Genomic DNA, 22592 nt, shown 5'->3' with positions numbered 1-22592 from the left:
TGAACCTTCCGCCGGGCTTTTTTGTAGTCGCAGCGTCTCAGAAATCGAAGCCTGCCGTCACACCATACGTGCGCGGGGCGGCGTAGGTGCCGTTGTCGCCGCTGTTGCTGGCGGCGATCTGGGTGAAGTAGAACGCCTTGGTGAGGTTCTTGCCCCAGAGGCGAACGAACAGGTGATCGTCGCTGGAGTGCCAGGTCAGCGCGGCATCGACCATGTTGTAGGCCTTCTGCTTCACGCGCTCGTCGGGTGAGCCGACGAAGCCGGAGTTGTAGTAGTAGTTGCCCGAAAGCGTGAACTTGCCGATCCCGGTGTCGAGATCGTAGCTGCCCCCGATGCTGCCGGTGAATGTCGGCGTGTTCTGCAGCTTGTTGCCCGAAGCATCGCCGATATAGAGGCAATTTCCGCCTGCAATCGCGCCGTAGGGCGGGAACGACCCGTAGCACACGCCGCCCGGAACCGTGAAGCCGCTCGGCAGCGGATAAGGCTGGCTGAGCATCGCGTCGGTGAACTTGGTATAGCGTGCATGGGTATAGTTCACGCCGCCGAACAACCGCAGTGCATGGGTGACACGCCAGGTCATATCGGCGTCGATCCCGTAGATATGCGCGCCGTCTGCCTGATAGACCGTCTGCGCGCCCGAGATCACCTGCATGACCTGGATGTTCTTCTCGTTGTAGTAATAGCCTGCAACGTTAAGCTGGACCGACCGGTTGAACAGATCCGTCTTCAGGCCGACTTCGTAGGCATCGACCGTTTCCGGCTTGAGCAGCACGACAGGATCGTTCTGGGTGATGTAGGTGCCACCGCGGAAGCCGCGGTTGTAGCTGGCATAGGCCAGAACCTCGGGCGAGAAGCGGTGATCGAGCGACAGGCGCCAGGTCAACTTGTTGAAGGTGTGCTGCTCCGGGTCGATCGGCGTTACCGTGGTAGTGCCGATGTTGCCGTTGTAGTCCGTTACCTGTGCGTTCAGTGAACGCTTGTCGCTGGTATAGCGCAGGCCCGCCGTCAGGTTGGTCGATGATCCGAAAGTATAGGTGCCCTCGGCAAAGGCGGCGATCGAGTCCAGTTTGACCGCGTTGTCGTCCTGCGAATAGCCGTTTCCGCCGAAGGTATAGATACCGGTCGTGCGTGACCCGTCGTTACCCGCCTTGTCATGCATGTAGAAGCCGCCGAGCACCCACTTGAACGGCCCGCTGCCTTCGGAAACGAGGTTCAACTCCTGCGTGAACTGCTTGTCGAACTGGTGGTTGTCGACGACGATGTAGTTCGCGGCCGAACCGTCCGGATCGAAGAAGTAGCTGAACTTGGAATCGCGATAGGCGGTGATCGACTTGAGCGTCGCGAAACCGAGGTTCTGCTCGACGGTCAGGCTGGAGCCCCAGGCCCGCGTCGACATCTTCGGATCGACGTTCGAGACGATGTCGGTATGCGGATCGCCGCCCAGCGAGGTAATCAGCGCAGGTACGTTCTGGCCGAGCGAGTTGAGGCCGAAGTTGCGGAAGGCAGGCGCGGCACCATCGCGTCCGTTGAAATCGCCCGCCAGCGTCACCTTCGTATCCGTGCCCGGCTCCCATAGCAGCTTGGCCCGTCCGCCCCACGATTTCGACGTGTTGATGTCGTTTCCGGTGGTCAGGTTCTTGCCCCAGCCATCCTGCTGGTTGTCGTACTGCCCGGCAAGGCTGATCGCGAGTGTCTTGGTCAGGCCGCCGGAAATATAGGCAGCGGAATGGACGGTATCGTAGTTTGCGTATCCGACCTCGGCCTTGCCGGTCCAGTCGAAGCTCGGGCCCATCGTGGTGATCTGGATCAGGCCGCCGGTGGCGTTGCGGCCGAACAGCGTGCCTTGCGGGCCTTTCAGCACCGCCACCTGATCGGTGTCATACATCGACTGCAGAATCCCGAACGAGGCGCCATAATACACGCCATCGACATAGACCGCGACCGGGTTCTCGATGCCGGGCCCTTGCCCCGTCGCGCCAATGCCGCGAATGCGGGGCAGGCCGATGCCGCCAGTGCCGGTGGTGATATTGAGTGCAGGCACAGTCGCCTTGAGATCGAGCGTGCTGGAAACGCCGGCGTTGCTCAATTGCTGATTGGTAAGGGCGGTAATCGCGATCGGCACGTTCTGCACGCTTTCGGCGCGCTTCTGAGCCGTCACGATGATTTCCTGAATGCCCTTGTCGTCAGAAGCTGGAGGCGTTGCTTCTTGTGCCGAGGCGATCTGCGGTGCTGCCAGCAAGGCCACGCCTGCCATCAGGACGGCGCGCAAGGAACGGACACAGATTTCGGGTGTGGTTTTCATCGACTTGCTCTCCCCAAGCATCGACCGACATTGGTGACGGTCGCCATACTGATGCCGGGCATGTCGTTCGGGACTATTTGCCCCGAATGCTGCCTCGGCTTGCTGCATGTTGTAATCGGCGTTTTTCGTAAGGGCGTTATCGGCACTTGGATCGGACCGATAATTTCAGTGATGGCGTCGATGTAATGTTCCGAAGGGCTGCACTATACAGGAAGACAAGGCAGTCAAACGTGCTGCTGGAACCAAAAAAGTCATTCTGCACAGCAGAAATTCAGTCCGGGATTACGGGGAGAGCGTAATATGAAGCGTAGGGATTTTCTCGCGGCCGTGCCCGCGTCCATGCTGCTCAGCCAGGTCGGGATCGCCAAGCCGGCTCCCACGCGCAAGGGCGTGATGATGATGAACCGCATCGCGCCATCGGTTTCCGAACTGCGCGTCTGTGCGGCGGATGGAACGGGTGAGCGCAAGGTGCTTGCCGAAGGCGCCTACGATTACAACGCCATGCTGTCTCGCGATGGATCGCGTCTCGTGTTCACGTCCGAGCGGCTGGGGGACGGCAATTCCAGCCTGTTCACCGCCAAGGGTGATGGGACGGGCGTCACCGCGCTGCAGGGCGGCCCCAGCGTCGATGATGCCGCTGCACTCTCGCCCGACGGCAAGTGGCTGGCCTTCGTCTCCACGCGCAACGGCTACAAGGCGAATATCTGGGTAATGAACCTCGCAAGCGGCAAACTGAGGCAGTTGACCGGTATCGGCGAGATCAAGGGCGCAGCGGACAGCCCCGATTGCTATTTTCGCCCCTCATGGTCCCCCGATGGTCAGTGGATCGCCTTTTCGAGCGATCGGGACACCAGCTGGCGCGGCCACGACGAAGGTCGCGGGTGGGAGCACACGCAGGAACTGGCGATTTACAAAATTCGCCCCGACGGTACCGGCTTTGCCAAGGTCTCCTCGCGCAAGAACTGGTGCCAGGGCTCGCCGGTATGGTCGCCGGACGGCAAGCGGATCGCGTTTTACGAACTGACTACCGAATCCACCTGGGGCGCACGCCGTCCGGAATGGATCGGCCGTGTCGAATCGCAGATCGTTTCGGTCGATGTCGAGACCGGGGCGCGGATCGAGCATACCAGCGGTGGCTGGCTGAAAGTCTCACCGCACTGGGTCAGCAACGACGAGATCGGTTATGTCGTCAAAGGCGGCCCGCTGGAGGGGATCGCCTATACCTCCGGTCGTCCCGGCTTCAAGCGCGAGGGGCTGCGCTCGCCGCGATGGACCGCAGACGGCGCCTCGATCCTGTATGAAGTGCAGGCGTTCCGTCCGGTGCGCCAGCTCGACAAGCCGCTCTACAGCTGGGATGCGCAGTACGACTATCGCTTCATGGACGTGTTCCCGATCCTGTCGCGTCAGGGCATGATGGCCTTCACCGAGAAGCAGACCGGAAATTCCTCGATCGTCACCTGCCGGCCCGACGGTTCTCAGCGCCGCGTGGTGTTCGATAACACCAAGTCCGGGCTCAATCCCGATATGGTCAAGAAGGGGCTGGCAGGCGCGTTCCAGCCCTGCTGGTCGCCGGATGGCGAATGGCTGGCCTTCGGGATCGGGATGTGGTTTGCGGAACGTTCCTATGCCAAGGCGGTCGTCGCGCGTGTGCGCAAGGACGGCAGCGATCTCGAAATCCTGACCGATGGCACGGTCCATTCCGGCTTCCCCAGCTTTTCCGGCGACGGCAAGGAACTGGTGTTCCGCGTCTGGGGCGAAAGCGAGGAGCGTGGTCTGCGGGTGCTGAACCTCGATACCAAGCGGCAGCGCGTGCTAACGAAGGATCTCGATAACCTTCCGGGCTGGTCCCCCGATGGCCAGCGCATCGTCTTCACCCGCAAGGTCGACGGGCTTTACTTCCAGATCTGCACGATCCGCCCCGATGGTTCGGACCTTCAGCAGCTCACCACCGGCAATGCCAGCGATGCACACGCGGTGTGGTCGCCCGATGGGCGGATCATGTGGTCGGGCTCCGCGCACGGCTTTCGCGACGAGGCTGCGCTCTACGACAACACCTTCCAGCAATATGGCCAGATCTACGTGATGGATGCCGATGGCGCCAACAAGCGCCTGCTGACCGACAGCAAGTGGGAGGATTCCATGCCGCTCTACATCGACAAGTCGCTGCTCTGAGCAAACGCGAGCGGCACCAACGCGCTACAGATCAAACGGGCACGGCATTTCGATGTCGCGCCCGTTTTTGCATGGGCGCTGGAAAGCGCTCGCGAGCACAGCACGCGACAAACACTGACCAATGGCGTCAGAATTTCAAAATGCTATGGAAATACCATGCCTTAGAAGAGACGATGGTGCCCGGGGACGGATTCGAACCGCCGACACTGCGATTTTCAGTCGCATGCTCTACCAACTGAGCTACCCGGGCATTTCGTCATCAGCAGTCCATAAAAGGAAGCGCTGAGCGGCTGGTGGAGGGGCCTATGGCGAAGGGTCAGCCCATTGGCAACCCTAAAATTTGCAGGGCTTCAAACTTGTTCAATCATCCTGTGGATAATCTTCGACGTTCGCCGGGCCGGGCAGGGCATAGCCGTCTTCCAGCCATTGCAGGAGGTCGCGGTCGCGGCAGCGCTTGGAGCAGAAGGGCGTATGCTCCTGCGAGCGGGGCTTGCCGCAGATCGGGCATTTGCGTTCGGTCGGACTCATGCCGACAGCGCCTGCGCGAAACCGGCATGGAGTGCAAGTGCGGGATCGTTCTGGCGGCGGATGCGGCGCCCGGTGCGCCGCGCCAGTTCCTCGTCCCATTCCGGCTGGCTGGCGGCGTGGACTTGCGGGTGGGCCGTCAGAGCCAGCACGCCCGGTTCGGAAACGTGCTCGGCCCGGCGCAGCAGTTCGCGCGCGGCACTGGCCGCAGGTGCGTGACGCAGGCGGTGGAGCAACGAGGGGCGCTCCAGACGGGCGATGAGCTGAACGAAGCCGAAGCCGTTGATCGCGGTGTGCTGGTGCGGCCAGTGATCGAGCGCGACGGCAAGCGCTTCGTCGACGGCCCGGCGCTCCTCCTTGCGCTCGATGGTCGGAAAGTCGATGCCGATGGAGCCACCCAGTTCGAAATGTCCGATCGCGTCGGCAATCGCCGGAACCGCCGCCAGCGCGAGGGCGCCCGGCGGCAGGTGGCCGTCGATGTCGATCAGCGTCATCGCCGGTGTCGGCATGACAAGCACGGCACCGCCCGGAAACAGGATTTCGCCGGAACGGGCTTCGGCGATCAGGTCGTGCCAGGGATCATCGGGGAAGCGGCGGACCATGCGGACCGGATGAGAGGTCTCCCGCAATCGTTCGGCGAGGCCGGGTGCAGGGCGCGGGGCTTGCGTGGTGAAGCGGGCCTGCGGGCGTTTGTGGCGCCCCTGCTCGGCGATGGCTTCACGGGTGACAAGGGCATTGAGCGCAGCGCCGGTGGTGATCTCGCGCGGGAGCGTGTCGATCAGCGCCTCTGTACCGCTTTCAAAGCGGATCAGGCCGCGCGCGGTGCCGCGCTGGCGCTCGATCAGGCGAGCGGGGGCGATCTGCCCAACGGTGAGGTCATCGGAGCCTGAATGCCAGAGCGAGCGCGCTTCCAGCATCCGGTCGCCATGCATGAGAATGGCACGGGTCTCCCCGATGCCGTCCTCGACCAGCCACTCAGGCAATCGGGAAGCCCGCCGCGCGCAGCAGCGCCCGCGTCTCGAACAGGGGCAGGCCGACGACGCCCGAATGGCTGCCGCTGATCGAGGCGATCAGGCCCTCGGCACTGCCCTGAATGGCGTAGCCGCCTGCCTTGCCGTCCCATTCGCCGCCCGCGATATAGGCATCGATTTCCTGCGTGCTCAGCGTCTTGAAGCGCACCACGGTTTCGGAAAGGCGTTCGCGCAGTGAGCCATCGGGGGCCTTGAGTGCGACCGAGGAGAGAACGCGGTGGCGTCGGCCGGACAACAGGGCAAGGCACTTGCGCGCGGTTGCCTCGTCCTCGGCCTTGGGCAGGATGCGATGGCCGCAGGCGACCACAGTGTCGCCCGCCAGAACGTGCATGCCGGGCGCCGTCAGCGCAAGTGCCTTCTCCCGCGCCATGCGACGGGCATAGGCGCGCGGGGCTTCGGCAGGAAGCGACGTCTCGTCGATATCGGCGGCTTCGACAGCATCGGGCGTTATGCCGAGCCGTTCGATCAGCTCGCGGCGTCGCGGGCTGGCGGATGCCAGCAGCAGACGCGCGGAATCAGGGGACGGAGCGCACTCCGTCCCGGTATTCGCAGCCGTCACCGGATCAGTAGGGGCCGGGGCCACCGCGACCGGGCATGAAGCGATAGGTGATGCGACCCTTGGTCAGATCGTAAGGGGTGAGTTCCACCAGCACCTCGTCACCCACCAGAACACGGATGCGGTTCTTGCGCATCTTGCCGGCGGTGTGGCCGAGAATTTCGTGACCGTTTTCCAGCTCGACGCGGAACATCGCGTTGGGCAGAAGCTCGACCACACGGCCGCGCATTTCGAGAAGTTCTTCTTTCGCCATGGGCGATCAGTTTCCGTAGATTTTGTGCATGTTGGCGCGCCACATAGACGCGACTCCGCAAAATTGAAAGAGTGCCATCTTCGCCGCAGGCAATAAGAATGCGACAAAATGTTGTTCGCAGCGGCTTGCACTCCCTTCGCAGACGCGGCAAGCCGCGCTCGGGAAGGACATGGCAGGCCCGGCGGGATACCGGGCAAGCTCTTGGCGGAGAAAGCGTTTGCGTCCCAAATACAGGAATTTGACCGTCGGCGCGATATCCGTGTCGGCTCTTGCCTTGTGCCATCCCGCATTTGCGGCAGGGACGGGGGTAGGCACGGACACGGGCACCGGACAGGCCGCGACCCCGGCGGCAGCACTGAATGATGAGGACAAGCCGATCGACGTGCCGGTGACAGGCAACGAGATCGTCGTCGTCAGCAAGCGGATCCCCGGGCAGGTCGTGGCGCCGCAAGCGCCGATCCAGACCTTCGACGAGCAGGATATCGCTGCTTATGGCGCGTCTTCCATCGACGAGCTGATCGATTCCATCGCGCCGCAGACCGGCAGCGGTCGCGGTCGCGGCGACGGAACGCCGGTGATTCTCCTCAACGGCCAGCGTATCAGCAGCTTCCGCGAGCTTCGTCGCATTCCGCCCGAGGCCATTCGCCGAATGGAAGTACTGCCCGAGGAAGTTGCCCTGCGCTTCGGCTATCCGCCCGACCAGCGCGTAGTGAACATCATCCTCAAGGATCATTACGCAGCGACGACGGTTTCGGGTGAACTCAACGTGCCCACGCGCGGCGGTTACGAGAACCACGCGTTCGAGGGCGGGATCGTCAAGATCGAGGGGTTGCGGCGCTACAACGTTTCGGCCGAGATCAACAATACCTCGATGCTGACCGACGCCGAGCGCGGCATCACCGAGGACGCCTCGATCATGCCGACCGTGGCAGGCGATCCCGATCCGGCGAAGTATCGCAGCCTGATCGCGCAGGATCACGTCTTCACGCTGGAAGGTACGATCACGCAGGGCTTGGGTGAGAAAGGCTATGGCGGATCGTTGACCGGCAACGTCACCTATTCGCACGAATCCAAGATTTCGCTCTCCGGTCTCGATACCGTGACGCTGGAAGATCCGGATGGCGATACCGCGATCCGCACGCTCCCCGATCCGCTGGAAACCCGCGTCATCACCGACGAGGTTCAGGTCGGCCTGGGCTTCAACAAGTCGCTCGGTCCATGGCAACTGAGCGTCACGTCCGACAATGGCTATACCACCGCCGACACCTGGACCGACAACAAGCGTGACACCTCTTCGCTGGTCGATGCGGCGGCAGCGGGCACGCTTTCGATCGACGGGGCGCTCCCGGATGTCCCCGGCAGCGGGGTCAACCACGCGCTCAACCGCACGTTCACCTCCACCAACGTCGCGACGATCAACGGCTCGCCGTTCGAAATGCCGGCAGGCGAAGCCTCGCTGACGGCCAAGGCGGGATACGCTTTCAACAACAGCCAGAGCGAGGCATCGAACAGCCTTGTGGGCAACACCACGCTCAACCGCGGAGATGTGTCCGGCAGCGTCAATCTTGCACTGCCACTGACCAGCCGCAGCGCAGACGTGCTGGGCGCAATAGGCGACATCTCGCTGAACCTGTCGGGCGGGATCGATCAACTTTCCGACTTCGGCACGCTCACCAACTGGAACGCGGGCGTCACCTGGTCGCCGACCGATACGCTGACGCTGGGCGCCAGCTACATCGTTGCCGATGCAGCGCCGACGCTGACCCAGCTCGGCGCGCCCGAAACGATCACCTACAACGTCACCGCCTATGACTACACCAATTCGCGCACCGCGCTGGTGACGGTGATCAGCGGTGGCAACCCTGATCTCCAGAAAGAGCGCCAGCGCGACTGGAAGTTCTCGGCCAACTGGAAGCTGCCGTTCCTCGACCGCTCGAACCTGCTGGTGGAATATTTCCGCAACCGCTCGACCAACGTCAGCGAGACGTTCCCGACGCTGACCACCGCCGTCGAAGGCGCGTTCCCCGATCGTGTGACGCGCGATGCCGAGGGCAATCTGCTGACCATCGACGAGCGTCCCGTGACGTTCGACGAGGTAAAAAGCTCGAACCTGCGCTGGGGTTTCAACCTCTCGGGCAATGTCGGCAAGAAGCAGGAAGACCAGAAGGACGGGAACGGCAACGGAGGTCGACGTGGCCCCGGTGGCGGCGGCTTCGGCCCGCCCCCGAAGGGCAGCGGTCGCTGGAACCTCTCGATCTATCACACCTGGCGGTTCAACGACACGATCAAGATCGCCGACGGCGTGCCGGTTCTGGACCAATTGAACGGCGGAGCAATCACCTCCGGCGGTGTCGCCCGACACGAGATCACGGGTGAGGGCGGCGTGTTCATGAACGGCGTAGGCTTCCGGCTGAAGGGCACCTGGACCGCGCCCACTACCGTCGACGGCAGCGGTGCGCCGGACAGCACCGACTTGCGCTTCGGCAGCACTTTCATCACCCAGCTTCGCCTGTTCATGGATCTTGGCCAGCAGGAGAAGCTCGTGAAGAAGCTGCCGTTCTTCAAGGACGCACGCCTCTCCTTCGTGGTCGAGAACCTGTTTGACTCCCGTCAGAAGGTCACGAACTCGGCCGGTGAGACGCCGCTGGCCTATCAGCGCGCCTATATGGAGCCGCAGGGCCGGGTGGTCGGGCTCGACCTCAGAAAGATGTTCTGAACGTTCTTTTGGAAAATGCCTGATCAGGCATTTTCGGTCCGGCACCGGCCCTCTCCCCCACCCTGCCACCCCATAGGGTACTATTGCCGGATGGCAGAGTGGGGGAGAGGGCGGGTGCCGCACAAATCCGGCCTTGCCGGATTATCAAACCTGCGGATGGAACATCGCCGGGGCTACTCAAGTCCGGCGATGTTCCCTATCTGGACCGGATGGCAAGGACACCCGCCGGCACTCCGGACACTCCGCAAGGGCACGAGCGATTCAACGAGGATCGCGCGACCTATACGGTGCGCGGATCGGACCAGCCCGATCTTCAGGCCGGGGTCGAGGTAATCCGCGATACCGTGCGCACGCTGCCCGCCAAGCCTGGCGTCTATCGGATGCAGGATTCGCGCGGCGATGTGCTCTATGTCGGCAAGGCGCGGGTGCTGCGCAATCGCGTGGCGAACTACACGCAGTGGGAGCGTCTGCCCTCGCGCCTGCAACGCATGGTCAGCCAGACGCGCAGCATGACCATCGTCACGACCAATTCGGAAGCCGAGGCGCTGCTGCTCGAAGCGCAGCTGATCAAGCGCTTTCGCCCGGCCTACAATGTGCTGCTGCGCGACGACAAGTCGTTTCCCTTCATCCTGCTGCGCGCCGAGCATGACTTTCCGCGCATCATGAAGCATCGCGGCGCGCGGCGCTTCAAGGGCAACTACTACGGCCCCTTCGCCAGCGCCGGTTCGGTGAACACCACGATCAATGCGCTGCAGAAGCTGTTCCTGTTGCGCAGCTGCACCGACAGCTTCTTTGCGCGGCGCGACCGACCCTGTCTGCTCTACCAGATCAAGCGCTGTTCGGCGCCGTGCGTGGGGCGCATCGACGAGGCGGGCTATGCCGAGCTGGTGAAGGAGGCGAAGGACTTCCTCGGCGGCAAGTCCAGCGCGGTGCAGCGCAAGATCGAGGGTCAGATGGCCGAAGCCGCCGAAGCGCTCGATTTCGAGCGTGCGGCGATGCTGCGCGACCGGCTGCGCGCGGCGACCTTCATCCAGGGCAGCCAGGCGATCAATGCCGAGGGCATGGACAATGCCGACATCTTCGCGATGGCCGCCAAGAACGGCCAGATCGGCGTGCAGGCCTTCTTCATTCGCGGCGGCCAGAACTGGGGGCACCGTGCCTTCTTTCCCACGCACACCGAGGGGCTTTCGGAAGAGGAAGTGTTCCAGAGCTTCCTCGGGCAATTCTATGAGGAAGTCCCTCCGGCACGCACGATCCTGCTCGACCGCGAATTGCCCGAGGCGGAGCTGCTCGCCGAGGCCTTTCGCGAAGGGGCAGGGGGCAAGGTCGAGATTTCGGTGCCCCAGCGCGGCAATCGCAAGCGGCTGATCGAACAAGCCGTGCGCAATGCCGTCGAGGCGCTGGACCGGCGCATGGCCGAGCGCGGATCGCAGGCCAAGATCTGGCGCGAGATGGCCGATTTCCTCGAACTGCCGGACCTGCCGCAGCGCGTCGAAGTCTACGACAACGCGCATATCCAGGGTTCGAACGCGCTGGGCGCGATGATCGTCGCCGGGCCGGAAGGCTTCCTCACCGGGCAGTACCGCAAGTTCAACATCCGCGAGGCGCAGACCGACGACGACTATGCGATGATGCGCGAGGTCATGACCCGGCGCTTCTCGCGCGTGCAGGAGGAAGACCCCGAGCGCGAGAGCGGGATGTGGCCCGACCTCGTGCTGATCGACGGCGGCAAGGGCCAGATGAGCACGGTGCGGGATGCGCTGGAGGAACTCGGGATCGAGGACGTGCCGCTGATCGCCATCGCCAAGGGCCCGCACCACGGGCGCGAGGGACGCGAGGTGTTCCACTTCCCCGACGGGCGCGAGAAGATGCTGCCGGTCAATTCGCCGCTGCTGTTCCACCTCCAGCGCTTGCGCGACGAGGTTCATCGCTTCGTTATCGGCGCCCACCGGGCCAAGCGCAGCCGCGCGATCACCGCCAGTCCGCTCGACGAGATTCCGGGTATCGGCCCGGCCCGCAAGCGCGCGCTGCTGCTGCATTTCGGCACGGCGAGCAAAGTGCGCGCGGCGAGCCTGGAAGATCTCCAGCGCGCGCCGGGCGTCAGCGTGACAGTGGCGCGCACGATCTACGATTTCTATCACCCGAATGGCTGATTGACCGATGAATATACGAAACGTATATGGTTCATATATTCATCGAGGACATTTCCGCCCATGGGCATCGTGAAAATCGCCGACGACATGCATGAAGAGGCCCGCCGCGCCAGCGCGGTGATGTGCCGTTCGATCAACGCACAGGCCGAATTCTGGATGAAGCTGGGCATGCTCGCCGAGGCGCATCCCACGCTCTCGTTCAACGAGATCGTCCGCCGGGAACTGGCGGCGGCGCAAGTGCAGGTCGCCGGTGTCTCTCCGTCGGAACGAGAAGCTGCCTGACATGGTGAAGACGCCTGATGAACTCGCGCTCATGCGCATTTCCGGCAAGCTGCTCGCCTCGGTGTTCGAGATGCTCGACGGGCAGGATCTGGCCGGGATGACGACGATGGCGGTGAACGACATGGTCGAGCGGTTCATCACCCACGACCTTGCCTCGCGCCCCGCCAGCAAGGGGCAGTATGGCTTCAGGTACGTGCTCAACTGCTCGATCAACCAGGTGGTCTGCCACGGCGTGCCGAGCGAGCGCGAAGTGATCCGCGAGGGCGACATCATCAACCTCGACATCACGCTGGAGAAGAACGGCTTCATCGCCGATTCGAGCAAGACCTATATGGTCGGCTCCGTTTCGGCAGTGGCGCAGCGGCTTGTCCGCGTGGCGCAGGAGGCGATGTGGGAGGGCATCCGGCAGGTCCGTCCCGGCGCGCATCTGGGCGACATCGGCTTCGCGATCGAGCGTCATGCCGCGAAGAACGGCTATACGGTCGTGCGCGAATACTGCGGGCACGGCATCGGTCGCGAGATGCACGAGGAGCCGCAGGTGCTCAACTTCGGGCGGCGCGGATCTGGACTCAAACTGCGCGAAGGCATGGTCTTCACCATCGAGCCGATGGTCAATCAGGGCACCCGCCACTGCTCGACCGAAGATGACGGCTGGACCGTCACCACCGATGACGGCAAGCTTTCGGCGCAGTTCGAGCACACCGTCGCGGTGACGAAGGACGGGGTCGAGGTGCTGACCTTGCGGAAGGATGAAGCGGGGAAGCTGCGCGCGGCGGCGTGAGCGGGGGAGACACGCGCCCATCACGTCATCCCAGCGCCCTTATCCCGTCATCCCAGCGAAAGCTGGGATCGTTGTGGTGAAGGCGCTCCCCCGCCAGCGATCCCAGCTTTCGCTGGGATGACGTGGTTCGAGAGCGCGCCTACCTTCACAGCGTGAACAGGTAGTAGAGCCCGCCCGCAATGATGATCGTGCCGGGCAGCGTCAGTATCCACGCCAGCATGATCTTGCGGATCGTGGTCCAGCGCAGGCCCGCGCCCGAACCGACCATCGTGCCCGCAATGCCAGAGGTCACGACGTGGGTGGTCGAGACCGGGCCTCCGGTGAAGCCGGCAACGCCGATCACCACCGCTGAGACCAGCTCCGCCGAAGCGCCCTGTGCGGGAACGAGGTGCGATTTGCCCAGCTTCTCGCCCAGAGTCACGACGATCCGGCGATAGCCGACCATCGTGCCGATGCCGAGGCACAGCGCCGAGAGAATGCGCACCCACCACGGGGCATATTCGATGGTCTTGCCCAGCGTACCACCAAGCGCCTTGGCCTGCTTCTTGACGGCATCGGGTGCCGTGGTGCCGCGATCTTCGGTGATGGTCTGGAGCGCGGCCTGGACGCGGGTCACGTCACCGCGCACATGCGGACGGTCGGGCCGGGCGATGTCGTGCATCGAGGTGACACCGGCAAGGCGCGCCTCGAGGTCGGTGGCCGCCTTCAGGCCGCGCGCCTTGTCATAGCCGCCGTAGCTCTGGATCAGCGCGGCGGCTTCGTGTGCGGCAGGGGCCAGTGCGGCGACGTCGGCAGGCTTGCGGTCGAGATCGATGGCGAACGAGAAGGGCGCAAGGCCGATCACCACCAGCATGATAAGGCCGATGCTCTTCTGCCCGTCGTTGCTGCCGTGCGAATAGGACACGCCAGTACAGGTCAGGATCAGCAGCGCGCGCACCCACCAGACCGGCGGCGTCTCGCCTTCGGGTTGCTGGTAGAGCGCGCGGTCCTTGAACAGCAGTTTGACCACATTGAACAGGATCAGCGCGCAGACGAAGCCGATCAGCGGCGAGAACAGCAGCGCTTCCAGCACCTTGACGATCTGGTTCCAGTCCACGCCGTTGTTCAGCGGAACGTGGGTGTGGAGCGAGGAGGCGATCGAGATGCCGATCAGCGAGCCGATCAGGGCATGGCTGCTCGAATTGGGAATGCCCAGCGCCCAGGTGGCGATGTTCCAGCCGAAAGCCGAGACCAGCAGCGCCGCGAGCATGCCGATGGCCGGGTTCGTGTCTGGCGGGCTGAGCACTTCGGGCGGCAGGATATGCACCACGGCATAGGCCACGGCGATACCGCCGGTCAGCACGCCCAAGAAGTTCATCATGCCTGACAGCACCACGGCCGGCACGGGCTTGAGCGAGTTGGTGTAGATCACCGTGGCGACGGCATTGGCGGTGTCGTGAAAGCCGTTCGAGAACTCGAAGGCGAGGACAAGCAGGAGGCAGATCACCAGCAACACGATGGCTGCGGTCGATCCCGCCGTGACGAACCAGAACATGCCGAAAGCTCCCGGTGTGGAGTGTTGATTAACGAGGTCTTTCCTGCCCAAAGCAGGCATGCATGACGGGACTGTGACACTATCCCCGGTCTCGGCGCGATCTTGTGCTGGGTGATAACGAAATTTCACGGGACGCTGCGAAAGATATTCGGGCTGGATCGAAATGGATAGAGGGACTACCCCTCCCGACCGGTCACAAACCCAAGAGTCCCAGGGAGCACTCATCCATGCGCCGTTCAATCCTTCGTCGTTCGTCCGCCCGTCGCGGTCTGGCAGGCGTCGCCGCCGCCACGCTGGCCTTCGTTCTCGCTCAAAGTGCCATGGCTGACGAAGTGCCGATGCCGCAGCCGGGGCCCGGCACAACGGCGGTCGTGCCGCTGACCGATGCGATCCCGACCAGCCTGCCGCGCACCGCGCGTCCGATCCACTACAGGATCGACATCGTGCCCGACACCAAGGCGCTGACCTTTGCCGGCACCGCCTCGATCGATCTTCAGGTCTTCACGGCCAGCCCCAGCATCACGCTGAACGGCAACGAACTGACCGTTTCGAAGGCCAGCCTCGTGCCGACCGACGGGAAGGGCAAGACCATCGCGCTGACCGTCGCCATCGATGCCGACGCGCAGACGCTCACCTTCACCGCGCCTGCCGTCATCGCTGCGGGCCGCTATCGCCTCGATATCGCCTATACCGGCAAGATCGGCACGCAGGCGGCCGGTCTGTTCGTGCTGGACTATCCCGATCCGGCCACCGGCAAGGACGTGCGCGGCCTGTTCACCCAGTTCGAGGCGCCCGATGCGCGCCGCATGATCCCCAGCTTCGACGAGCCGAGCTACAAGGCGACCTTCGACCTCTCCGCGGTGGTTCCCGCCGACCAGATGACGATCGGCAACATGCCCATCGCCAAGACCGACGACCTCGGCAACGGTCTGAAACGCGTGACCTTCCAGACCACGCCGAAGATGAGCAGCTATCTGCTGTTCCTCGCCTCCGGCCAGTTCTCGCGCAGCGCAATGAAGGCAGCGGACGGCGTTGAGGCCGGTATCGTCGGGCCGAAGGGCACCGAGGCGCAGATGGCCTATGCCCGCGATTCGATGGCGCAGGTGCTGCCATTCTACGACGAGTACTTCGGCGCGCGCTTCCCGCTGCCCAAGCTCGACAACGTAGCCGCGCCGGGCGCCTCGCAGTTCTTCAGCGCGATGGAGAACTGGGGCGGGATCATGACCTTCCAGCGCCTGCTGCTGCTCGATCCCAAGCTGACCAGCCCCGCTGCCAAGCAGGGCATCTATTCGGTGCAGGCGCACGAGATGGCGCACCAGTGGTTCGGCGATCTGGTGACGATGGCCTGGTGGGACGACATCTGGCTGAACGAGGGCTTCGCCAGCTGGATGGCCGCCAAGGCGACCGCGCACTTCAACCCGGACTGGAACTGGCTGCTCGGCCAGATCGACGGCCGCGAAGGCGCGATGGCGCAGGACGCGCTGCCCACCACGCACCCGGTGGTCCAGCATGTGCGCACGACTTCGGAGATGGAGCAGGCCTTCGACGGCATCACCTACCAGAAGGGGCAGGCCGTCATCACCATGCTCGAACACTATGTGGGCGAGGATACCTGGCGCGACGGCATCCGCCGCTACATGAAGGCACACGCGTTCTCGAACACGCAGAGCCACGATCTGTGGTCGGCTATCGAGCAGGCGGGTGGCAAGGACGTGAACCGCATTGCGCAGGCCTTCACCACGCAGCCGGGCGTGCCGCTGGTGCGCGTGACCTCGGTCTCTTGCAAGGGCGGGCAGACCACGCTGCAGCTCGAGCAGGGCGAATTCTCGACCCGCAACACCACGGGCGAGACGGCCAGCCTCTGGCCGATCCCGCTGCTGCTCAGTGCAGGCGAGGGCGAGCCGGTCCAGCACCTGATGACCGGCAAGACCGACACGGTGACGATTGCCGGCTGCGGTCCGCTGGTGGTGAACTCGGGCCAGCTTGGCTACTACCGCACGCTCTATCCCAAGGCGGCGATTGCAGGGCTGGTCAAGGGCTTCGCCAAGCTCTCCTCGATCGACCAGTACGGCCTGATCCGCGACAACCTCTCGCTCGGCAATGCCGGGTATCAGGACATGTCGGTCGGTCTCGACCTGCTGAACGCGGTTCCGGCCACCATGGACCCGGTGATGGCGGGCAATGTCGTCTCGCTTTGGGCAGGGCTGTACGAGAGCGTGGACAATGCGGCGGACAAGGCCAAGATCCGCAAGCTCGCCATCGCGAAGTTCGGCCCGCGCCTGAAGGCGCTCGGCTTCGATGCCAAGCCGAACGAGAAGCTGGTCGAAACCTCGCTGCGCGCCGATCTGATCGGGCGCCTGGGGGCGATGGGCGATCCCACTGTAGTCGCCGAGGCCCGCAAGCGCCTGAGCGCACTCGCCAGCGATCCGCATGCGCTGGACGGCCCGCTCAAGCCGACGTGGATCTCGGTCGCGGCCAAAAACGCCACGGCGCAGGACTGGGAACTGATGAAGGCACTCGCGGCCAAGTCGGGTTCGATCGTCGAGCGCCAGATCTACTATGCGGCGATGGGCGCGGCCCATGACGATGCACTGGCACAGAAGACGCTCGATCTGGCGATTTCCGGCACGCCCGACGCCACCAGCGGCTCACAGATGATTGTCGCGGTTGCAGGCGATCACTCTAACCTCGCCTGGGAGTTCGTGCGCGCACATCAGGCCGAGACCGACAAGCTGATCTCCAGCGCCGGTCGTCCGCGCTTCCAGGCCAATCTGGTGCGCAACAACGACGATCCGGCGATGGTCGGGAAGCTGGCCGCCTATGCCAGGACGCTGCCGGTCGATCAGGCCAAGCCGATCAATCAGGCTCTCTCGCGCCTGCAGGAACGCCTGAAGAACACGCCGCGCACGCGTGTCGAGATCGGCGCCTGGCTGAAGACCGCGAAGTAAACCTTCCCGGTTTTCGAGCCATGCAAGACCCCGCTCCGGCCCTCGCGCCGGCGCGGGGTTTCTGTTAGAGGCCCCATACGCAGTTCTGAGCGCCCCCTTTATCCAGACAGGAGCCTGTCCGCTGTCTTCCTCTGCAATTCGCCGCCCGCTTGCCGTGATCTTCGATATGGATGGCACCCTGCTCGATACCGAGGCGATGTTCCATACCGCGCTTGGGCAGGCCGCCAATGCCGTTGGACAGGTGCTGACGCAGGACCACATCCACCAGATGGTCGGCATTCACCGTGAGGAAAACGAGAAGCTCCTGCGCCGTCTGTGGGGTGAGGATTTCCAGCTCGAAACGTTCTATCGGCAGGTCGACGTGCTGTTCGAGGCTGCATGGCGCGAAGGCGTGCCGCTGCGACCCGGTGCGGTGGAATTGCTCGATACCCTGCGCGAGGCTGGCCTGCCGCTGGGCCTGTGCACCTCGTCCGCCAGTCCCGATGCCGAGGAGCGTCTGAAGATCGCCGGGCTGTTCGACTATTTCCAGCACATCGTGACGATCACCCACGTTACCAACCCCAAGCCGCATCCCGATCCCTATCTGCTGACGGCGAAGAAGCTCGGCATCGATCCGGCGGACTGCGTGACTGTAGAGGACTCGCCCAACGGCCTGCGCGCAGCGGCAGGTGCGGGCACCATGGCATTGCTGGTGCCGGACATGGTGCCGGCCAACGACGAGACCCGCGCGCTGGCCTGTGCCGTACTGCCCGATCTTCACGCCGTGTCCGACTGGATCGCGCAGGCACTGACGCTCGAAGAGACGCCTGCCGAGTGACCCGATAAGTCGGGCAAAGCAGAGCCTTGCCCGATCTTTCAGATACTTGCACTGCCGTCGTGTATCGCAGCCCGTCCAGACTGCGACACACGACGATTGCCCACCGTTTCCGCACAGTCCCCGCATTGCCAAGTCTCATGCTTGTCTATAGCACTGTGAAGTACCGCACCGGTAAAGCCGGGCGGCGATACACAAGACAATAAAAATAACATCTTTGGGAAGAGGAGAGTGGCGTGAACCTTATCACGATCGCACTTGTCCTGGGACTTGTGGCCATCGGCTACGGGCTCGTTACGGCGCGGCAAGTGCTTGCTGCGCCAGCGGGTTCTGCCGCCATGCAGGCCATCGCCGGGGCTATCCAGGAGGGCGCGCAGGCCTATCTGCGCCGGCAATATCTGACCATCTCGATCGTCGGCATCATCGTTGCGGCCGTGCTTTCGGCTTCGCTGGGGCCGGTGTCCGCTGCCGGGTTCATCCTGGGCGCGCTGCTTTCGGGCGCGGCGGGATTCATCGGCATGACGATCTCTGTTCGCGCCAACGTGCGTACAGCCGCCGCCGCACAGAGCGGGTTGCAGCAGGGCCTGACGCTCGCGTTCCGCTCCGGCGCGATCACCGGACTGCTGGTGGCGGGGCTGGCGCTGCTGGCGGTCGCCGGATTCTACGCGCTGCTCATCGGCCCCGGAGGGCATACGGTGGGCGGCAGCGACCGCACGGTGATCGAGGGCCTCACCGCACTGGCCTTCGGCGCTTCGCTGATCTCGATCTTTGCGCGGCTGGGCGGCGGTATCTTCACCAAGGCGGCGGACGTCGGCGCCGATCTCGTCGGCAAGGTCGAGGCGGGAATCCCCGAGGACGATCCACGCAATCCCGCCGTCATCGCCGACAACGTGGGCGATAACGTGGGAGACTGCGCAGGGATGGCCGCCGATCTGTTCGAAACTTATGTCGTCACCGTAGGCGCGACGATGGTGCTGACGGCGCTGCTGCTCGGTTCTGTCCCGCAGATCGCTTCGCTGATGGCGCTGCCGCTGCTGATCGGCGGCGTGTGCATCGTCACCTCGATCATCGGCACGTTCGCGGTGCGCCTTGGCGGTTCCGACAACATCATGGGCGCGATGTACAAGGGTTTCCTGCTGACGGCAGTCCTGTCGATCCCGGCGATCCTCTGGGCGTTTCACATGGCGCTGGGCGGGCTCGATGTCGTGCTGCTGGCAGGCGGGCACAGCGTGGCTGTCTCGAACCTGTTCTGGTGCGCGATGCTGGGCCTTGCGATCACCGGGCTGATCGTGTGGATCACCGAATACTACACCGGCACGAACTATCGCCCGGTCCGCTCGATCGCCAAAGCTTCCGAAACGGGGCACGGCACCAACGTCATTCAAGGCCTTGCGATCAGTATGGAGGCGACCGCACTGCCCACGCTGGTGATCGTGGCGGGCATCGTCATCGCCTACCAGCTCGCCGGGCTGCTCGGCATTGCCTATGCGGCGACGGCCATGCTGGCGCTGGCGGGCATGGTCGTCGCGCTCGACGCCTATGGGCCGGTGACGGACAACGCGGGCGGCATCGCCGAGATGGCGGGACTGGACGACGATGTGCGCCGCCGGACCGACGCGCTCGATGCCGTGGGCAACACCACCAAGGCCGTGACCAAGGGCTATGCCATAGGCTCGGCCGGGCTCGCCGCACTGGTCCTCTTCGCCGCCTATACGACCGACCTGAAAGCGTTCTTTCCGGGCGTCTCGGTCGATTTCAGCCTTGAAAACCCCTATGTCATCGTCGGCCTGCTGCTGGGAGCATTGCTGCCGTACCTGTTCGGCGCGCTCGGCATGACCGCGGTGGGCCGCGCGGCAGGTGAAGTGGTGATGGACGTGCGCGAGCAGTTTCGCGAGGCGCCCGGTATCATGACGCGTGAGGTGCGGCCCGACTATGCCCGCACCGTCGATCTCGTCACCCGCGCCGCGATCCGCGAGATGATCGCGCCCTCGCTGCTGCCGGTGCTGGTGCCGATCGTCGTATTCTTCGCGATCGGAGCAGTGGCCGGGCGGGCCAACGGCTTCGCGGCTCTCGGCGCGCTGCTGCTGGGAGTGATCGTCAGCGGATTGTTCGTCGCCTTGTCTATGACGTCCGGCGGTGGCGCCTGGGACAATGCCAAGAAATACATCGAGGACGGCCACCACGGCGGCAAGGGTTCCGAAGCCCACAAGGCCGCCGTCACCGGTGATACCGTTGGTGATCCCTACAAGGACACCGCCGGGCCTGCCGTCAACCCGATGATCAAGATCACGAATATCGTGGCGCTCCTGCTGTTGGCGGCTCTCGCCGGCGGCACCTGAGCGTCCCGAACGGGGGGAGCACGCGATCTGCGCAGGGTGGTCGGGCACCATCCCGCCGGGTCGCGTGCTTCCACTCGCTTTCGACATCGAGCGGCAACGTTAGGACTTCCTTGAGCGGACTGTGCTATATCCGGCCTGTCCAGTTCTCTGGCCAGTCCCCAAGCGAGTACCTCTCCCGACGATGCCTCAAGCGCAAACCCGGACTGTTTCTGATGCGCCCGCAAAGGGAATGCTGACGTGCGTGCCATGGCCGTCCATGGAAGCGGACATCGCATCGTGGGATGCGCTCGCCGGCCGCGCCTCGGAGCCCAACCCCTTCTTCGAGAGCTGGTATCTGCTTCCCTCGCTGCGGCATGTCGCAGGGAGTAAAGGCGTCTCGATCCTGCGCTTCGAGGTCGAGGGGCGTCTGGCCGGACTACTGCCGGTCATCCGCGCGCCTCGCTATTACCGCTATCCGTTACCGCAACTGGCAGGCTGGGTTCACGACAACTGCTTCCTCGGCGCGCCGCTGGTCGAGCAGGGTTGCGAGGCGGCGTTCTGGCGCGCGATTCTACGCTGGGCGGATCGCCGCGCGGGCACATCGCTGTTCCTGCATTTGCGCAGCCTGCCGCTGGGTGGCCCGCTTCACGAGGCGCTGGAAACAGTGCTGGCGGAACAGAGGCGTCCCGGCGCCGTGGTCCACCGCGAGGCGCGGGCGCTACTCGCTTCCAACCTCTCGCCCGAGGCCTATCTCGAAGCCTCGCTGACCGGCAAGAAACGCAAGGAGCTGCGCCGCCAGAGCACGCGCCTGTCGGAACTGGGCCACGTTGCCGTCGAACGGCAGGAGGACGGTGAGGGCATCGCGGCATGGTGCGAGGAATTTCTCGCACTCGAAGCCAAGGGCTGGAAAGGCGAGGCCGGTTCCGCGCTGGCCTCCACCCCCGGTACGCGGGCGCTTTTCGTCGAGAGCCTTGCAGGCGCGGCGGGGCAGGGGCGGCTTGAACGACTGACCCTGCGGCTCGACGGCAAGCCCATCGCCATGCTCGCCAGCTTCCTGACGTCGCCCGGCGCCTTCTCGTACAAGACCGCGTTCGACGAAAGCTTCGCGCGCTATTCGCCCGGTGTGCTGCTCCAGCGCGAGAACCTTGCGATGCTGGAGCGTCCCGGTATCGACTGGACCGACAGCTGCGCTTCTGCCGATCACCCGATGATCGACCACCTGTGGCGTGAGCGGCGTATCGTCGGGCGCTATTCCATCGCCATCGGCGGGGCCTTGCGCCGTGCCCTCTTCACTCGCCTGTTGCGTGCTGAGACGGCCCGCGCGGCGCCTGTCCTGCCTCCTTCGGAAGATGTCCCTGCATGAGCGTGTTCCCGACCGAGACCCGCGATCTGTTCGCGGCGAACTACCCCGAAGTGCCGCATATCCTGCGCCACGATCTTGGCCTGCACCCGTTGCTGGAACTGGAGCCGCTCGCCGCGCTGGCCGAAAGTCTGCCCTCCGCCAGCGTCGAATACAACTTCGGCAACCAGCCCCTCGGCGTCGACGGCAAGCCCGCGCCGACCGGGATTCCCATCGGCAAGACCATCCGCGAGATCGAGACGACCAATTCGTGGGCGGTGCTCAAGAATATCGAGCAGGACCCGGCCTATGCCGCGCTGCTGGGCGATCTCCTCGCCGAAATCCGCCCTGCGATCGAGGCGAAGACCGGCAAGATGCTCAAGACGCAGGGCTTCATCTTCGTCACCTCGGCAGGCGGCGTCACGCCCTATCACTTCGACCCGGAACACAACATCCTACTGCAGGTGCGCGGCGCCAAGACGATGACGCAGTTCCCGGCAGGCAATGCCCGCTTTGCGCCCGATACCGTACACGAAGGCTATCACACCGGCGGCGGGCGCGAGCTGAAATGGTCAGACGATCTCCACGAGGGCGGCAGCGAGTTCCCGCTTGTTGCAGGCGAGGCGGTGTTCGTGCCGGTGATGGCCCCGCATTTCGTAAGAAACGGCACCGCGCCTTCGGTGTCGCTGTCGATCACCTGGCGTTCGGAATGGAGCTTTGCCGAGGCGGATGCCCGCGCTTTCAACGGATTACTGCGCAAGTGCGGGATCAGCCCCCGCGCGCCCGGCCGCTGGCCCGAGCGCAACCGCGCCAAGGCACTGGGCTGGCGTATCGCCCGAAAGCTGGGCGCGGGCTGACGAGGCTATAG

16 protein-coding genes and 1 tRNA gene are annotated in these 22592 nt (G+C 64.3%); 10 read left to right on the top strand and 7 right to left on the bottom strand.

The window, feature by feature from the left end; all coding sequences use genetic code 11:
• Positions 1-37 precede the first annotated feature (37 nt).
• Entirely contained in the window at positions 38-2302 is a 2265-nt protein-coding gene (locus AC3EC3_RS04410; protein WP_488488436.1) for a TonB-dependent receptor, read from the bottom strand.
• A 300-nt stretch (positions 2303-2602) separates the two neighbouring features.
• On the opposite strand from AC3EC3_RS04410, the gene AC3EC3_RS04405 reads away from it, so the two are divergent.
• Positions 2603-4474, top strand: coding sequence for a hypothetical protein (locus tag AC3EC3_RS04405; protein WP_488488435.1), 1872 nt, complete (start codon positions 2603-2605; stop codon positions 4472-4474).
• A gap of 174 nt (positions 4475-4648) precedes the next feature.
• Here the strand turns inward: AC3EC3_RS04405 and AC3EC3_RS04400 are convergent.
• The 5 genes from AC3EC3_RS04400 to infA form a co-directional block, all read right to left on the bottom strand.
• Positions 4649-4724, bottom strand: a tRNA-Phe gene (locus AC3EC3_RS04400).
• A gap of 110 nt (positions 4725-4834) precedes the next feature.
• Entirely contained in the window at positions 4835-5002 is a 168-nt protein-coding gene (gene yacG / locus AC3EC3_RS04395; protein ID WP_260922764.1) for a DNA gyrase inhibitor YacG, read from the bottom strand.
• Positions 4999-5982 (bottom strand): ribonuclease, encoded by a 984-nt coding sequence (locus AC3EC3_RS04390; protein WP_488488434.1) that lies wholly within the window; start codon positions 5980-5982, stop codon positions 4999-5001. Before AC3EC3_RS04390 ends, yacG begins: the two co-directional genes overlap by 4 nt.
• A complete protein-coding gene (locus AC3EC3_RS04385) occupies positions 5975-6589 on the bottom strand; it encodes a Maf family protein (RefSeq protein ID WP_488488433.1) in 615 nt (204 codons plus the stop codon). The genes AC3EC3_RS04390 and AC3EC3_RS04385 overlap by 8 nt, the downstream gene beginning before the upstream one ends.
• A 4-nt stretch (positions 6590-6593) precedes the next feature.
• Positions 6594-6839, bottom strand: coding sequence for a translation initiation factor IF-1 (gene infA, locus AC3EC3_RS04380; protein WP_260922750.1), 246 nt, complete (start codon positions 6837-6839; stop codon positions 6594-6596).
• Between the two features lie 259 nt (positions 6840-7098).
• Here infA and AC3EC3_RS04375 point away from each other — a divergent pair, with 259 nt between their 5' ends.
• The 4 genes from AC3EC3_RS04375 (at position 7099) to map (ending at position 12771) form a co-directional block, all read left to right on the top strand.
• Complete coding sequence (locus AC3EC3_RS04375) at positions 7099-9555, top strand: TonB-dependent receptor plug domain-containing protein (protein WP_488488432.1); 2457 nt, start codon at positions 7099-7101, stop codon at positions 9553-9555.
• A 209-nt stretch (positions 9556-9764) separates the two neighbouring features.
• Complete coding sequence (gene uvrC, locus AC3EC3_RS04370) at positions 9765-11708, top strand: excinuclease ABC subunit UvrC (protein WP_488488431.1); 1944 nt, start codon at positions 9765-9767, stop codon at positions 11706-11708.
• Positions 11709-11768: 60 nt separating this feature from the next.
• The gene (locus AC3EC3_RS04365; RefSeq protein WP_488488430.1) at positions 11769-11990 is read left to right on the top strand and encodes a ParD-like family protein; all 222 of its coding nucleotides are present in this window, start codon (positions 11769-11771) and stop codon (positions 11988-11990) included.
• 1 nt (position 11991) lies between these two features.
• On the top strand, positions 11992-12771 hold the full coding sequence (gene map, locus AC3EC3_RS04360) for a type I methionyl aminopeptidase (protein ID WP_488488429.1): 780 nt from the start codon (positions 11992-11994) through the stop codon (positions 12769-12771).
• A 145-nt stretch (positions 12772-12916) separates the two neighbouring features.
• Here map and AC3EC3_RS04355 read toward each other — a convergent pair whose 3' ends face one another.
• A complete protein-coding gene (locus tag AC3EC3_RS04355) occupies positions 12917-14305 on the bottom strand; it encodes an inorganic phosphate transporter (protein WP_488488428.1) in 1389 nt (462 codons plus the stop codon).
• A 227-nt stretch (positions 14306-14532) separates the two neighbouring features.
• Here AC3EC3_RS04355 and AC3EC3_RS04350 point away from each other — a divergent pair, with 227 nt between their 5' ends.
• The 5 genes from AC3EC3_RS04350 to AC3EC3_RS04330 all read left to right on the top strand — a co-directional run bounded on the left by AC3EC3_RS04350 (position 14533) and on the right by AC3EC3_RS04330 (position 22581).
• Positions 14533-17253: a M1 family metallopeptidase gene (locus tag AC3EC3_RS04350; RefSeq protein WP_488488427.1), complete on the top strand. Its 2721-nt coding sequence runs from the start codon at positions 14533-14535 to the stop codon at positions 17251-17253.
• A 154-nt stretch (positions 17254-17407) separates the two neighbouring features.
• Complete coding sequence (locus AC3EC3_RS04345) at positions 17408-18070, top strand: HAD family hydrolase (protein WP_488488426.1); 663 nt, start codon at positions 17408-17410, stop codon at positions 18068-18070.
• A gap of 233 nt (positions 18071-18303) precedes the next feature.
• Positions 18304-20406 carry a sodium-translocating pyrophosphatase gene (locus AC3EC3_RS04340; protein ID WP_488488425.1) on the top strand — a complete coding sequence of 701 codons (2103 nt, stop codon included), beginning with the start codon at positions 18304-18306 and terminating at the stop codon, positions 20404-20406.
• A gap of 256 nt (positions 20407-20662) precedes the next feature.
• A complete protein-coding gene (locus AC3EC3_RS04335) occupies positions 20663-21748 on the top strand; it encodes a GNAT family N-acetyltransferase (protein WP_488488424.1) in 1086 nt (361 codons plus the stop codon).
• Entirely contained in the window at positions 21745-22581 is an 837-nt protein-coding gene (locus AC3EC3_RS04330; protein WP_488488423.1) for a transcriptional regulator, read from the top strand. The genes AC3EC3_RS04335 and AC3EC3_RS04330 overlap by 4 nt, the downstream gene beginning before the upstream one ends.
• The last annotated feature ends 11 nt before the right edge of the window (positions 22582-22592 follow it).

The sequence above is a fragment of the Novosphingobium sp. BAM6 genome, from assembly GCF_057784955.1.
This window is presented reverse-complemented; position numbering and strand designations above follow the sequence as displayed.

What these genes read in the sequence shown, in the direction of transcription:
- AC3EC3_RS04410 (WP_488488436.1), bottom strand. Translation starts at nt 2,302, where the DNA reads ATGAAAACCACACCCGAAATCTGTGTCCGTTCCTTGCGCGCCGTCCTG.
- AC3EC3_RS04405 (WP_488488435.1), top strand. Translation starts at nt 2,603, where the DNA reads ATGAAGCGTAGGGATTTTCTCGCGGCCGTGCCCGCGTCCATGCTGCTC.
- yacG (WP_260922764.1), bottom strand. Translation starts at nt 5,002, where the DNA reads ATGAGTCCGACCGAACGCAAATGCCCGATCTGCGGCAAGCCCCGCTCG.
- infA (WP_260922750.1), bottom strand. Translation starts at nt 6,839, where the DNA reads ATGGCGAAAGAAGAACTTCTCGAAATGCGCGGCCGTGTGGTCGAGCTT.
- uvrC (WP_488488431.1), top strand. Translation starts at nt 9,765, where the DNA reads ATGGCAAGGACACCCGCCGGCACTCCGGACACTCCGCAAGGGCACGAG.
- AC3EC3_RS04365 (WP_488488430.1), top strand. Translation starts at nt 11,769, where the DNA reads ATGGGCATCGTGAAAATCGCCGACGACATGCATGAAGAGGCCCGCCGC.
- map (WP_488488429.1), top strand. Translation starts at nt 11,992, where the DNA reads ATGGTGAAGACGCCTGATGAACTCGCGCTCATGCGCATTTCCGGCAAG.
- AC3EC3_RS04355 (WP_488488428.1), bottom strand. Translation starts at nt 14,305, where the DNA reads ATGTTCTGGTTCGTCACGGCGGGATCGACCGCAGCCATCGTGTTGCTG.
- AC3EC3_RS04350 (WP_488488427.1), top strand. Translation starts at nt 14,533, where the DNA reads ATGCGCCGTTCAATCCTTCGTCGTTCGTCCGCCCGTCGCGGTCTGGCA.
- AC3EC3_RS04335 (WP_488488424.1), top strand. Translation starts at nt 20,663, where the DNA reads ATGGAAGCGGACATCGCATCGTGGGATGCGCTCGCCGGCCGCGCCTCG.
- AC3EC3_RS04330 (WP_488488423.1), top strand. Translation starts at nt 21,745, where the DNA reads ATGAGCGTGTTCCCGACCGAGACCCGCGATCTGTTCGCGGCGAACTAC.